Origin of the sequence: Planococcus plakortidis (genome assembly GCF_001687605.2) — a bacterium.
GTDB classification, from domain to species: Bacteria; Bacillota; Bacilli; order Bacillales_A; family Planococcaceae; genus Planococcus; species Planococcus plakortidis.
Genome location: NZ_CP016539.2, coordinates 2,291,377 through 2,304,331, shown reverse-complemented (window position 1 = coordinate 2,304,331; position 12,955 = coordinate 2,291,377). Strand labels below are relative to the sequence as shown.

The 12,955-nt window shown below is 52.7% G+C and carries 14 protein-coding genes; 11 read left to right on the top strand and 3 right to left on the bottom strand.

All coding sequences use genetic code 11. The annotated features are described in order from the left end of the window. The first annotated feature begins 14 nt into the window (after window positions 1-14). From BBI15_RS11630 to BBI15_RS11605, 6 genes are read left to right on the top strand one after another with little or no spacing between them, the layout of a single operon-like run. Window positions 15-1,298, top strand: coding sequence for a hypothetical protein (locus tag BBI15_RS11630; protein ID WP_068869715.1), 1,284 nt, complete (start codon window positions 15-17; stop codon window positions 1,296-1,298). Continuing rightward, window positions 1,295-2,476, top strand: a complete 1,182-nt coding sequence (locus BBI15_RS11625) for a UDP binding domain-containing protein (protein WP_068869714.1) — start codon at window positions 1,295-1,297, stop codon at window positions 2,474-2,476. The genes BBI15_RS11630 and BBI15_RS11625 overlap by 4 nt, the downstream gene beginning before the upstream one ends. A gap of 14 nt (window positions 2,477-2,490) precedes the next feature. After that, window positions 2,491-3,111 carry a sugar transferase gene (locus BBI15_RS11620; RefSeq protein ID WP_068869713.1) on the top strand — a complete coding sequence of 207 codons (621 nt, stop codon included), beginning with the start codon at window positions 2,491-2,493 and terminating at the stop codon, window positions 3,109-3,111. Between the two features lie 15 nt (window positions 3,112-3,126). Then, a complete protein-coding gene (locus tag BBI15_RS11615) occupies window positions 3,127-4,305 on the top strand; it encodes a glycosyltransferase family 4 protein (protein WP_068869712.1) in 1,179 nt (392 codons plus the stop codon). 47 nt (window positions 4,306-4,352) lie between these two features. Continuing rightward, complete coding sequence (locus BBI15_RS11610; RefSeq protein WP_157101652.1) at window positions 4,353-5,429, top strand: hypothetical protein; 1,077 nt, start codon at window positions 4,353-4,355, stop codon at window positions 5,427-5,429. 16 nt (window positions 5,430-5,445) lie between these two features. Then, entirely contained in the window at window positions 5,446-6,624 is a 1,179-nt protein-coding gene (locus BBI15_RS11605) for a glycosyltransferase family 4 protein (protein ID WP_068869710.1), read from the top strand. Window positions 6,625-6,970: 346 nt separating this feature from the next. On the opposite strand, the gene BBI15_RS11600 is transcribed toward BBI15_RS11605, so the two are convergent. Beyond that, complete coding sequence (locus BBI15_RS11600) at window positions 6,971-7,417, bottom strand: GDYXXLXY domain-containing protein (RefSeq protein WP_068869709.1); 447 nt, start codon at window positions 7,415-7,417, stop codon at window positions 6,971-6,973. Then, on the bottom strand, window positions 7,414-8,586 hold the full coding sequence (locus tag BBI15_RS11595; protein ID WP_068869708.1) for a DUF2157 domain-containing protein: 1,173 nt from the start codon (window positions 8,584-8,586) through the stop codon (window positions 7,414-7,416). Before BBI15_RS11595 ends, BBI15_RS11600 begins: the two co-directional genes overlap by 4 nt. A gap of 290 nt (window positions 8,587-8,876) precedes the next feature. Here BBI15_RS11595 and BBI15_RS11590 point away from each other — a divergent pair, with 290 nt between their 5' ends. The 3 genes from BBI15_RS11590 to BBI15_RS11580 are packed head-to-tail and all read left to right on the top strand — an operon-like array spanning window position 8,877 to window position 10,407. After that, the gene (locus BBI15_RS11590) at window positions 8,877-9,164 is read left to right on the top strand and encodes a hypothetical protein (protein WP_068869707.1); all 288 of its coding nucleotides are present in this window, start codon (window positions 8,877-8,879) and stop codon (window positions 9,162-9,164) included. Window positions 9,165-9,182: 18 nt separating this feature from the next. Next, window positions 9,183-9,824, top strand: coding sequence for a flavin reductase family protein (locus BBI15_RS11585; RefSeq protein ID WP_068869706.1), 642 nt, complete (start codon window positions 9,183-9,185; stop codon window positions 9,822-9,824). 25 nt (window positions 9,825-9,849) lie between these two features. Further along, on the top strand, window positions 9,850-10,407 hold the full coding sequence (locus BBI15_RS11580; RefSeq protein WP_068869705.1) for a GNAT family N-acetyltransferase: 558 nt from the start codon (window positions 9,850-9,852) through the stop codon (window positions 10,405-10,407). Here the strand turns inward: BBI15_RS11580 and BBI15_RS11575 are convergent. Then, a complete protein-coding gene (locus BBI15_RS11575) occupies window positions 10,404-11,126 on the bottom strand; it encodes an MBL fold metallo-hydrolase (RefSeq protein WP_068869704.1) in 723 nt (240 codons plus the stop codon). The two genes, BBI15_RS11580 and BBI15_RS11575, sit on opposite strands and share 4 nt — an antisense overlap. Window positions 11,127-11,268: 142 nt before the next feature. On the opposite strand from BBI15_RS11575, the gene BBI15_RS11570 reads away from it, so the two are divergent. Further along, window positions 11,269-11,814 carry a glycerol-3-phosphate responsive antiterminator gene (locus BBI15_RS11570; RefSeq protein ID WP_068869703.1) on the top strand — a complete coding sequence of 182 codons (546 nt, stop codon included), beginning with the start codon at window positions 11,269-11,271 and terminating at the stop codon, window positions 11,812-11,814. 300 nt (window positions 11,815-12,114) lie between these two features. Beyond that, entirely contained in the window at window positions 12,115-12,948 is an 834-nt protein-coding gene (locus BBI15_RS11565) for an MIP/aquaporin family protein (protein ID WP_068869702.1), read from the top strand. Window positions 12,949-12,955: the final 7 nt, after the last annotated feature.

Below are 12,955 nucleotides of genomic sequence, written 5' to 3'. Positions count from 1 at the left end.
AGGGGTGGAAATTCATGATTTATGTACTTGGCTTTTTTATCATACAGATTCTCGCGACGTTCCTGATCAAGGATTTTCTTCCGCCGGGTGATGGCTATGCGATGCTGCTTGTCTTTACCGGTATCGTCGCCATCTCCTTGTATCTATACCGCACGTTGAAGAATGAATGGCTGTTCGTCATCTTTGCGGGGTTCGCGGTGCGGGTGGTCATTTTATTCATCGATTTGTATGTCCCGTCGATCGGGATTTTCTCGAGCGGTACGGATACAGAATATTTCCACGAAGTTTCCGTGCTGGTGGCGAATGGCCAATATCCGCTTGACCAGACCCATACCGTCTACGTGCCATTTTTATCAGGGCTCTACTATATGATCGGTGAACAGCGGGCTTACTCGCAATTCCTCAACATCGCCTGCTGGGTGTTCTCGGCCGTATTCCTCTTCAAGTCGTTGAATTATTTGCAGATCGAGAAGAAATTGAGCTTTATCGCTTTGCTCATCTTCACTCTCATGCCGAACAGTATTTTCATGTCGAGCATCCTGCTTCGGGAAGCGCTGATCATTTTCTTCACGACAGTGTCGCTTTATTACTTCCTGCGCTGGATCGGGGAGCGCTCGTTTCTCCAGTTCGGCTGGGCCGTCGTGCTGTCGGTTCTTGCGATGTTGTTCCATACCGGCATGATCGGTTTGCTGCTCGTCTACATCGCGTCCTTTGTCTGGCTGGAGCGTGGCAAGATGGGGAAGAAAATTTCGATCCCGCTCATGTACTTATTGTTTGTCGGCGGCATTTCGTTCATCGTCTTCCAGAACGCCGATGTCTTCTTGAGTAAATTCGTCACCGAAGAAGGTGGCACGGTCGACTACGAGATATTCGCTGAAGGCGGGTCGGTCTATCTTGCAAGCTTCAGTGGACTGTCGGGTGTCGCGGCGCTGCTCGTTGCACCGCTGAAAATGTTCTACTTCCTCTTTTCGCCGCTTCCGCTCGATTGGCGGGGGGCTGGGGATATCGTCAGTTTCCTGTTTGATTCCAGCGTCTACCTGTTCTTGATCGGGGCGACGTTGTACGGCCTTTACCGGAGTGAAATGCCGGTGAGGACGAAAATATTCATCCTGCTGGTGATCGGGATGACCGTTTTCATCTATTCATATGGAACGCAAAGTGCGGGAACGGCAATGCGCCACCGCAATAAGATCATCCCGCTCTTATTGCTGTCGTACGCTGCAGCGAATAGCAAGCAATTGCTCGAATTCACCAAAATGAAATGGTCGGGGAAAAAGGGGGAGAAGGTGGGCTCATGATGGAAAACGTGAAAATCACAATAGTTGGGGCCGGAGAAAACAGCTTGCTGGCAGCAACAGCATTCGGCGCCGTTTATCCGGTCATCGTATTCGATCCGGATCGCTCCAAAAGGGCAAGGTTCGATGAGAAGGGCATTGTGTTTACCGATCAAGCCGGTGAACTGGCAGAGACGGGAATCTTCCTGATCACCGGTTCGAAGCGCCCCGCTTATACACTGGATGCGCTGTCGGAGCTCTGCCGGATCGTTGGGAAGCAGATGAAAAAAGGGTCGGTACTCATTTTCGAAGCCCCGGTCTACCCCGGTACAACCGAGGAAATCTGCATCCCCCTGCTCGAGCAACATTCCGGTTTCGCTGCCGGGAAGGAATTCTTTGTCGGCTTTGTCCCGGCAAGGTGGCAAAGCAGTGAAGCGCAGGGGAAACTTGCGAAAATGCGCAAAGTGATCGCAGGGCAAAGTGGGCCGGTTACTGATTATCTTGCAGACCTGTTCGCCCCGATCCACGAAGGGGGCATTTACAAAGCGAAGTCGATCCGTGTCGCCGAAGCTGCCCAATTGCTTGAAATTGCGCAAAAGGAAGTGAATATCGCTTTGATGAACGAAGTGGCACTCACCTTGAACCAGCAGGGAATCGATACGCATGACGTATTGGAAACCGCCAACACCAGGCGGGGGTTTATCAAAATCGAACCGGATCCGCTCGGGGACCATCCGGTGCCATGGCACGGCATGGACCAATTCTGGTGCAAAGGAGAACAGAAAGGCAGGCAAGTGGCACAGCGGGTCATTAAGAAACTGATCCAGAACGAAGTCATCATCCATGAAGCGCGCATCACGGTGCTCGGTGTCACGAGAGAGGACGGGGCAAGCGAAGAGGCAGAAGCAGGGGTGATCGACCTCGTGTCAGAACTTCGGGAATACGGGATGGACGTCCAGGTCGCAGATGCCAGGCTTGAACTGGGCCAGTCGGAATGCGCAGGCGGGGTTTTGCTGACGAAGCAGGAAGAACTGCTTCCGGCGGTTTCGGTCATACTCGCGGTGCCGCATGAAGCTTACCGGAAAGCGGGATGGAAGTTATATGAGCGCTTGCTCGAAGGCAAGGCAGGTTACGTATTTGACGTCAAAAGCATACTAGAGCGGGATGAAAAGCCAGAGAAGGTGACCTTATGGAGAATGTGAGGAGGGGGCAGCCCATGATTATAGGAGATTTCAGTGAAGAAAAAAAGCAGCCGAAGCGCTCGAATGCAGTGATACGCTTTCTCGAAATCGTCATTGCCGCTTTGATGTTATTGGTCTTATCGCCATTATTGCTAACAGTTGCCTTATTGATCCGCCTCGAGTCAAAAGGGCCTGCAATGTTCAAGCAGCAGCGTGGCGGCCTTTACGGACGGCATTTCACCATCTATAAATTCCGGACAATGGAGCACGGGCGGGATAAAAAGCGCAACCGCATCGATCCGTTCGACGGAGATCCCAGCATCACGAAAGTCGGCAATATTCTCCGCAAGACCAGCATCGATGAATTGCCCCAGCTGATCAACATCGTCAAAGGCGATATGTCGTTCATCGGCCCACGCCCTACTGTCACCGACCAGACGGATAATTACAATGATTACCAGAAGCAGCGGCTGATGGTGAAACCGGGAGTCACGGGGCTTGCGCAAGTGAGCGGGCGCAACAGCTTGAGCTGGGATGAAAAGATCGACATCGACATCGATTACATCAACCGCAAAAGCTTGCGGCTCGATTTGTATATCCTGGCGCAGACGGTGGTCAAAGTGTTCCGGACTGAAGAAATCTATGAAAAAAGCTGAGCGGAGGGAACTGCCATGACAACGAAATTGATCCATGCCGTCACTGTTTCGGAAAGTTTGAGCTTCATGGATGGCCAATTGCGTTATTTGAAAGGCCGCGGGTTCGACCCGAAAGCATTGAGCTCCAAAGGGCCGGGGTTCGAGGAGTTTCGTGCAAGCGAACAAGTGGACATGCTCGAACTATCGATGGACAGGGGCATCTCCCCGCTTCACGATGTGCAATCGCTTGCCCGCTGCATCTCTCTATTCCGGAGGGAACGCCCGTCGATCGTCAATGCGAGCACACCGAAAGCCGGACTGGTCGTGACGATTGCCGCTCGGATTTGCCGGGTGCCCGTCCGTGTGTACACGATGCGGGGCTTGCGGCTGGAGACGACTGCCGGATGGAAGCGCAGTCTATTGTTGAACATGGAAAAGCTCGCTGCCTCTTCCGCCACGCATTGCTTGGCGGTATCGGATAGCTTGCGGGATCGGGCGGTCGAATTCGGCATCGCCAGTGAAGAAAAAATCAGCGTCCTCGGAAAAGGCAGCGGTGACGGTTTTGATGTTGCGAGATTCCAGGAGAATCCCGACATCATAGCAGCCAAGGAACAAATCCGTGAACGGTATGGCATCCGAACCGGGCATGTCGTTCTCGGGTTTGTCGGCCGGCTGACCAAAGATAAAGGGGTCAATGAACTGGTCGCGGCCTTCAAGTCGCTAAGCCAGGGAAACGAACAGCTGCGCTTGCTCATCGTCGGCGATTACGAAGACGATGACCCGGTGGAACAGAGCGTGAAATGGGAAATCGAGAATAACCCGAAAATCATCAAGACCGGATTTCTTCCGGATCCGGTGGCGTATTATCATTTGATGGATATCTTCGTATTCCTGACGAAGCGTGAGGGTTTTGGCAATGTGTCGATCGAAGCGGCTTTATGCGGCATGCCTGTCGTCGCATCCAATGTCACGGGGGCACGCAATACGATTGTGGACGGAAAAACAGGCTTGCTGGTGGATTCTGAAAACCTTCCGGAAATCACGGAAACGATTGGCAGGTTGATAGCATCCGAAAGTTTGCGCGTGCGGTTTGGGGAAGCCGGACGGGAATGGGCAAGCACCCATTTCAGCAACGAGGTGCTATGGAAAGAACTGGACAGTTTCTATAGAAACTGCCTCAGCGAATCGCTGGTGCCAGCCGGCGAACTGAACTAAAGGTCCGGGTCATGCGGGGAAAAATCAAAAACAAAGGGGAGTTTCATTTGAAAACATATTATTATATTGCATCTGCAGGAGTGCTTGGGGTCAAGACGAATATCAAGAATTTCGGCTGGTCATACGGCCATAACGTTCCGGAAGGCAGCCGTGAACAATACGAACGTTGCGCGGTCCGCATGCAGGTGGAGTTGAAGGAATTCAATGACGATGCCGAACATGAGGCAATGGGTAAATACCATTATTTCAGCGGTAAGCCTGGGGCGGACAAGATCTATTACACGCGCAACTATGCAGGAAAAGGGCGCATGCGCATCCGCGCGGAAGGCTTCTTGACGGATGAGCCGAAAATCACCGTCAACCGCGCTTACTATAAACTCATCACCCACCGGATCATGAACCTTCATTCCATCGGTTACATCATGACCGACCTTGCGACGCTTCTGTTATTGAAAAAAGGCTATGCACCGATCCATTGTTCCGCGTTCAAGAAGGATGAATCGACGTTGACGGTCTTCGCTCCGCCGGATACCGGCAAGACCTTGAGCAGCATGACGGCTTGCATGGAGCATGGCGCCGAATTCATCGCGGAAGATCTGGCCATCACGGACGGCAGAACGATCCATTCCGTTCCGTGGACCAGCACATTCCGCTATTACTCCACTGTCGAGCAGGGGATGGGCGCAAAAATCAAGAACCGTGTCGATAAACTATTGCCGGTCATGGAATACATCAGCTTCAAAAAGCCGGACCCGATTACGGAGTATGTCGGCGAACAGGCCCTGCTCGACCAACAGGTGGTGACACATGTCGCGATTCTTGAACGAGGGGAAGACTATGTCGCAGAACAGGCGGAGGCGGTGGCGCTCCAGAAACTGATGAACTTGAACCGCTATGAATTCAATTATTTACGTTCGCCGTTGCTCACGGCCTATGAATTCTTCAACCCTGGATTAAAAATTGACGAAGCACTCGCCAATGAACGTGATATTTTAACGAAATTGATCCGCGGCAGCGAGAAGGTATTCTCGGTGAAAAAGAATAACGCCACTCATTACGCAGAGGAATTGTTGGAACAAATCGGCAGCCCGGTTGCATCTGCCCGTGCAGTGCGAGGGGCCTGAAAAGGAGCGGTCCGCCATGACAGCGAAAGTATTGCACGCCATGACCATTGCCCAAAGCTTGCAATTGGTAAGGGGGCAGTTAAAGACATTGGAATCGCGCGGCTTTGAAGTGAAAGCCTTGACTTCGGAAGGCAGCTACGCGGAGATCTTTGAACAAGAAGAAGGCGTGAAAGTGCTGCACGTCAATATGGAACGCGAAATCGCCTTGAAGAGAGATCTGGACTCGCTCTTTGCCTGCATCCGTGTCATCCGTGCCGAAAAACCGGATATCGTCAATGCGGGGACGCCGAAAGCCGGATTGATCGTCTCGCTTGCCGCTTATTTCTGCAGGGTGCCGGTGCGCATTTATAATGTGCTCGGCTTGCGCCTGGAGACTACGGATGGCATCAAGCGGCAAATCCTGCTGATGGCCGAGAAAATCGCCGCCGCTTCGGCGACACATCTGCTTGCAGTCTCGCCGAGCTTAAAGCAGCAGATTGTGGAGTTGGGAATCGCGCCAGCCGAGAAAATCAGGATTCTCGGCCACGGCAGCGTCAACGGCTTCGATCTGGAGCGCTTTGAATGGAACGAGGACATGAAGGGGAAGGTGGAGAAAAAACGCCAAGCGTATGGATGGACCGGCGAAGAGCTGGTTATCGGGTCGATGGGGCGGATCACGAAAGATAAAGGCATCGATGAAACGGTGCGCGCGTTCACCGAGCTGCACGCGCAGCACCCGAATTTAAGGCTGCTCATCGTCGGGGATTACGAATCGGCGGATGCGGTTTCGGAGTGGACGCGTGAGACGATCACCGATCACCCCGCTATCGTCCACGAAGATTACCAATTGGACCCCGTGCCGTTTTACCATCTGATGGATCTGTTTTTATTCCTCACAAAGCGCGAAGGGTTCGGCAATGTGTCTGCGGAAGCGGCGCTGGCGGGCATTCCGGTCATCGCAGCAGATGTGACGGGCGCGCGCGACACCTTACTGGATGGGAAGACCGGCTTTTTGGTCGATCCCGACAGCCACCGGGATGTCTTGGAGAAGCTGGATAAGTTGATCAGCGATCCTGAATTGCGCGAAGCGCTGGGAGCAGCCGGCAGGGAATGGGTCCGCCAGAATTTCAGCAATGAAGTTTTATGGGAAGAGATGGACAATTATTACCGGAATTGTTTACTGGAGCGGTCGAGTGTGCTCGGGGAAGCGCAGTGAGTGTTGAATAAGTCTAAAATCTACTAAACTTTTAAAAAAGTGACTGCGTTTTGGCATTTAAAAATTAAAAATCTAGCTTAGTATTTGGAGAAGCGTTTGCTCGTAAACCCTTCTGCTCAATAATGCTGCGCATTACTTCGCAAAGATAAGGTCTCACGTAGTTCGGCCTTATCTTTCCTGTGGGGCTAGCGGGTTTGAGAGACCCCGCAGGTCGCGATAGCGGCTGAGGAGGCTCGATTCCCGCCCCACGGAAAGCGAGCGATAAGCTTCGGAAAATACGACTTCTTACCTTTCTCGACAGCCTGAAAAAACCCGGCATTTTGTATGCCGGGTTTTGTTTATGCCTTCATTCTTCCCTTGGGGCGATGCTGATTGGCCGTATGGAACCCCATGGTGCAACGTCGATGGTCACTTGGAGATCGACCGCATCTTCAAGTTCAGGGCCGCGGCCTTGCTCGACATAGAAATTCTCAAGCTGCGGGGCGACGACGCGGCGGTCGTATTTGCTGCCATTGATGGCGCCGAAGAACGGGCGCTCTTCGATGCGGTCGATGACGGCGTAGCCATCTTCGCCTTCCGTCAAGGTGAAGTAGACGGCGCCATCGGAAATGCTAGCGGGCGCGTCAAGGTCCGGGTACTGCAGCATGACGTATTCCCCGTAGAACGGGTCGAATGGGTCGTAAGGTTCAGCGCGCAATACGTATTGGTCCCCAAACCACGAAGTGGCGTAGAAGCTGACGACGAGCAATGCGACAAAAGCGGTCTGCAGGGCAGGCATTAGCCATTTCTTCATGTCACTGCACCTTCTTTCTTGCGGTTAAGCCACCAGGCGATGCCTGACAGCACGAACAGCAGGATGGCGCCGATCAGGAAGAACAGCGACATGTCGAGCCGTTCCCATGCGTAGATCACGTAGATAACGAATTGGACGACGATGAAATAGACGAAGCCCAAAGTGAGTGGCTGATCTTGGCGCTGGGCGATGATCAAATAGGCGAGCGCGGTCAATTCCGCGACGATGGCCAGGGCGATCGCTGTTTCATCGAACAGCATGAAGCCGACGAATCCGAGCACGCCAAGCCACATCAAGCGGCGTTCCCTGAAGTACGCGAGTGCAAGGACGGCGATGCCCGCAACCGCAAGGGCGATCGATTCAGGCATCGTCAATTCCACAAAAGCCATATCGCTTTCCCCGCGTATCGCCAGGAAGACGATCAATTGGATCCCGCCTACGATCAGGTAGAGCGGCGCCAATAGCTTCTGTTTGTCCTTTGGGATCAGCAGCAACAGCAAGACGAGCGCAAACAAGGTCCAGATCGGCACGAGCGGGCTGTCGATGTCCCAGATGCTCCAGACGAGGAACCCCGAACCGAGGAGCAGGAGCCAGCTGAAGATCATCACCGGCCCATCTTTGGCCAGGAAGAACCAAACGAGCGTGACAGCGATGAACAGCAGCCATTCGATCAAGCCGAGGCCTGGCGCAGCCGATACCAGGATGCTGATACCGCTAATGAATCCCAGCACAGTAAACGCAGCGTGGTGCCAGATGAAGAAATGCGCGATGGCGGCGATGAACATGGCCCATGGCACGATGCTTGATCCCGTGCCGAGATGGAAAGTTTGGCCGGTCACGACTAAACTTGCCCCAAACATCAAGTAACCGAGTATCCGGAAAATGATCGGATGGCCAAAATGCTTCTTTTCGGAGAAATAAGCGATTACATAGAAAATCCACATAAGCAATACGACCATGACGACTTTTGCAATCGCGGGAATGGCTTGCCAGTTGGCCGCGATGAAACTGAACACGGCGAGGGCGAAAAAGATCAAGCCGATGATGAGCAACAGAGGCAGCTTGCGCTTTTTCGGCTGGCGGGTTTCAAACGCCTGGATGCGCTCGGCCGTTTCTTGATCGATGAGCCCTGCCGCGCGCCACTGGGCGAGTTTGCGTTCCCATTCCATAGAAGACACCTCCCTGATTATTACCTGTATTATAAACCTATATTGTCAGAAATGATATAATACTTTCTTGTTTTCTAGGCCTTTTTCAGTAATCCGTCAGCCCGGTGATCAACATCAAAAGAAGTGTCCCATGAAAACCATTTATCTTTTTTGGCAGGAAAAAAATCATATAAAAAGGGTTCGGTCCGGCAAATGGCGAAAGTTAAGACTTATATAAAGTATTGAAGAATTATCATTTAGCGGCGCTTGGGGTTTGGCTTCGTGATTTCGCAGGGCGGAGTGTGAGAGAGATGGAATTCGTGTATGAATGGATGGGCCGCATCCAATTTGGGGTCTTCCTGCTGGCGCCGCTATTATTACCTTGGTGGCTGAAGCGGTATATCTGGCTTGGCTTTGTCGCCGCCGGTTATTTATTCTATATCGCCTGGGGGCTATATCTGCAGTTTGCAGGAACGATGGAAGAGTACGGAACGGGTTTCGGCATGATGATCCTGCCGTACTTGGCGGGGATTTCACTGTTCGGCTATTTACTGCAAAAGTCAGCCGGCCCCACGGAGCACAACGGTTCGGAGGAATAGAAAAAGGAGTGGTCATTTGTGATTATCGATCCAGCACAACAGACGGCCAAGGAAAATTATAAACTGCTGATCGGCAGCGTATTGCCGCGGCCGATTGCCTGGGTATCATCCGTATCGTCCAGCGGCGAGTTGAATTTGGCGCCTTTCAGTTTCTTTACCGTCGCCTCGCGCAATCCGCCGATGCTAGCTTTCTCGATCGGCGAAGGGGTGGAAGCGCGTGCGGGGACAGTAAAAGATACACTCGCGAATATCCGCGAACGGGGCGAATTTGTCGTCAATATCGTTTCTGCCCCCCTGGCAAATGAAATGGCCAAAACCGGTGAGCATCTGGCACCGGAAATCGATGAATTCGTTTATGCGGGGCTGACGCCTGTATCATCTGAAGTGGTTTCAGTCCCACGCGTGAAAGAATCACCCGTGAGCATGGAATGCGAGCTGGTGCAGGCCATTCCGCTCGGGGATGACCATCTCATCATCGGCAAAGTACTGCGCTATCACATCCAGGATGAATTGTACGATAAGGGCAGGATCGACACGAAAAAGCTTGTACCGATCGGGCGGCTTGCCGGGAATTACTCGCCTGTCGAAACGATGTTTTCATTGCCGAACGAACATTTGAAGAATTATTTGCGGCCGCCGGTAGATAAGGACCGGGAATAGCTGCGCCCACGGGGAGGGATGTTTCATGGCCTTGCAGGTCGAGAATATCAGTTTCAAGCGCTTGCGGCGGGAACATTTGCCGCAGCTATATGAATGGATCACGAAGGAACCGCAGATCAACCGTTTTTGGGGATATAGCTATAACGGCACCTATGGGGAATTCGTGCACGAATTTGTCGGCAGCATCAAGGGACGGGACCCGACAGAACCGTATCTTATTTATTATCTGGAAGAGCCGATCGGCTATATCCAGACATTCCGTTGGAGCGATTATCCCGGCAGCGAACAGTTTGCGGAACTACGGAAGGCAGCCGGCATGGATATTCTTATCGGGGCGCCTGCCTACCGGGGCAAAGGTTTCGGCCAAGCGGTCATCCGCCGCTTTCTGGCGGAAGTCGTATTCCGCGATGGCTCGGTGACTTGCTGTGTGACCGATCCCGATATCCGCAATAAGCCAGCGATCCGGGCTTATGAAAAAGTCGGGTTTAAAATCGTCCGGCGAGTGGAGGAGGTTTCGGAAATCACGCGGCCGGTATGGTTCATGCGCGTCGAGCGAAAGCAGTTGGAACAGAAGAAACCCTAGCCATTTCGGCTAGGGTTTAATTTTTGCTCGGCATCGCGGATCGCCTGTTCCATGAAGCGCACAGGATGGTCGAGTATGCGGCCGTGTCCGACGGCAAGATAGGCCGGTTGCAGCAAAGTCAATTTTTTCGCGCTGTCGAGTGCCGCGCGCTTGTCCCAAGTCGCCATGGCCGGAAAGGGGAACAGCGGCTTGAAGGTCCCGGAAACTGCCGTGCCGCCGCGCGTCTGGAAAGCATCTCCTGCGATAAGGACGCCGGAGCGCCGATCGAAAAAGGAAATCGATCCCGGGGAATGCCCCGGGGACGACACGACTTCAAGCGTGCCGACATGGTCGCCTTCTCGCAGCAGGCGGTCGGGGGTTGTCTGGATATTTTTCGGGATCCCGCCTTTGACTGGCCTGCCCCCATCTTCAGGCGAAGCGCCTGGGTCTCCCGACAGGATTTTCGCTTCCCGTTCGGATACAGAGACCTGGGCGGCGGGAAACTGTTTCTTCAAGTTGTCAAGCGCGCCGACATGGTCGGCATGGGCATGCGTCAGCGCGATTTGCGTAATCGGTTTACCGATGGTTTTCGCCGCTAAAGTGATATCCCTTGCCGCAAACCCCAAAGCGCAATCGACGAGCGTCAAGCCTTCCTGTTCTTCAACCAAATAACAATTCACCGGAAACACTGTAGGCATAAAAGCCAGTTGATAGACATTCTGCACTTTCTTGACCCGCATGGCCGCCAACTCCTTTTGGATGATTACTGCCATTTTAGCGCAATCGGCCGGCGAAAAGAAGCCGGTAGCAAATAGTTGTGCAGGAAACGAAGCTGGCGCATAATGTCCGTAGATTGTTTTTTAACCGGAGGAGGAAAAGCTGTTGGTTAAATTAAAAGGCGTGGTGCCTGTCATGCGCAACTTGAAGGAATTCGAACGTTTGCTTGCCAGCGACCAGGAGACTATCATTTTTCTGGAAGTCAGGCTCGCCCAGCTCAAGCCGCTGGTGGCGGCTGCCAAGAAAGCAGGCAAGAAAGTCATCTTGCATGCCGATTTGATCCAAGGTTTGAAAACGGATGCTTACGGCATCGAATATTTGGTCCGGGAAGTAAAGCCGGACGGCATCGTCTCGACAAGAAGCAATGTCATCGCCCTCGCGAAGAAAAATAAATTGATGACGATCCAGCGCTTGTTCCTGCTCGACAGCCATGCGCTCGAACATAATTTGAGTTTGATCGACCAGGTAAAGCCCGACTACATCGAATTATTGCCAGGGCTCATCCCGTCGATCATTAAGGAAGTCCATGAACGGACCGGTATCCCCATCATTGCGGGCGGCTTAATCCGCACGAAAGAGGACATCGAACTTGCCTTCGAAGGAGGGGCGGAAGCCGTTTCGACCTCGCAGGCGGAACTATGGGATGCGTAATGATTCAATGCCCTTAACAAAGGGTAACGCGTTTTTTAGCAACAGCTTCCCCTGAAACGGCCGATTTAATTGTTGACAGCGTTTTCAATAACTGCTAAATTGATTTTACAAGTTTAAGGACCGTGCAGGAGAACAGGAGATCCGCATCGGACAAAGGCCCCAATTCATCGGGCCTTCGTTCGATGCGGATTTTTTGTGTTCGGGCCTTGAATATTCATGGAAATCCTGATTGGATCCGTATCCCGCCGAATATGGCGGGTCTCGGGAAAGCGGGATGTCTAAAAAAGGGGTGTATGGAAAATGACAATGTTTTTAGCTGAATTGATCGGCACGATGATTCTCATCATTTTTGGTGCCGGTGTTGTAGCAGGTGTGGTTTTGAAGGATTCGAAAGCGGAAAACTCTGGCTGGATCGTTATCACGATCGCCTGGGGGCTTGCAGTGACGATGGGCGTCTATGCGGTCGGGAATTTCTCGGGCGCGCATTTGAACCCGGCAGTCACATTAGGTTTTGCATTTGTCGGCGAATTTCCATGGTCACAGGTGCCGGCCTATATTGCCGCACAAATTCTTGGTGCCATCATCGGTGCCGTGATCGTCTTCTTCAATTATCTTCCGCATTGGGACAGAACGGAGGAAGCGGAATCGAAACTTGCTGTGTTCGCGACGATCCCCGCTATCCGCCGCCCGTTTTCCAATTTAATCAGTGAAATCATCGGGACTTTCGTTTTGGTCATGGGCTTGTTGTTCATCGGGGCGAACGAATTTACGGAAGGCTTGAATCCCTTGATCGTCGGGGCGCTCATTATCGCGATCGGCATGTCGCTCGGCGGCACGACCGGTTACGCGATCAATCCTGCACGTGACCTGGGCCCCCGTATCGCACACGCATTGCTTCCGATTCCGGGCAAAGGGCCTTCTGACTGGAGCTATGCCTGGGTGCCGATTGTCGGGCCGGTCCTTGGGGGCATTTACGGGGCAGTGTTCTATAAAGCGATATTCACAGGAGACTTTGGCTTGCCATTCTACGCATTAAGTTTGGTGCTGGTCCTGGTATTTGTCGGGGCAGGCGTTGTAGAATTGAAAAACGGCCGCGTGAAGGCCAAGCAGTTAAGAGAAAATACCATTTCATAAGTTTGTG

Excerpts from the sequence above, each read along its gene's own strand:
- BBI15_RS11630 (WP_068869715.1), top strand. The coding sequence starts at position 15 with ATGATTTATGTACTTGGCTTTTTTATCATACAGATTCTCGCGACGTTC.
- BBI15_RS11625 (WP_068869714.1), top strand. The coding sequence starts at position 1,295 with ATGATGGAAAACGTGAAAATCACAATAGTTGGGGCCGGAGAAAACAGC.
- BBI15_RS11620 (WP_068869713.1), top strand. The coding sequence starts at position 2,491 with ATGATTATAGGAGATTTCAGTGAAGAAAAAAAGCAGCCGAAGCGCTCG.
- BBI15_RS11615 (WP_068869712.1), top strand. The coding sequence starts at position 3,127 with ATGACAACGAAATTGATCCATGCCGTCACTGTTTCGGAAAGTTTGAGC.
- BBI15_RS11605 (WP_068869710.1), top strand. The coding sequence starts at position 5,446 with ATGACAGCGAAAGTATTGCACGCCATGACCATTGCCCAAAGCTTGCAA.
- BBI15_RS11600 (WP_068869709.1), bottom strand. The coding sequence starts at position 7,417 with ATGAAGAAATGGCTAATGCCTGCCCTGCAGACCGCTTTTGTCGCATTG.
- BBI15_RS11595 (WP_068869708.1), bottom strand. The coding sequence starts at position 8,586 with ATGGAATGGGAACGCAAACTCGCCCAGTGGCGCGCGGCAGGGCTCATC.
- BBI15_RS11590 (WP_068869707.1), top strand. The coding sequence starts at position 8,877 with ATGGAATTCGTGTATGAATGGATGGGCCGCATCCAATTTGGGGTCTTC.
- BBI15_RS11580 (WP_068869705.1), top strand. The coding sequence starts at position 9,850 with ATGGCCTTGCAGGTCGAGAATATCAGTTTCAAGCGCTTGCGGCGGGAA.
- BBI15_RS11575 (WP_068869704.1), bottom strand. The coding sequence starts at position 11,126 with ATGCGGGTCAAGAAAGTGCAGAATGTCTATCAACTGGCTTTTATGCCT.
- BBI15_RS11565 (WP_068869702.1), top strand. The coding sequence starts at position 12,115 with ATGACAATGTTTTTAGCTGAATTGATCGGCACGATGATTCTCATCATT.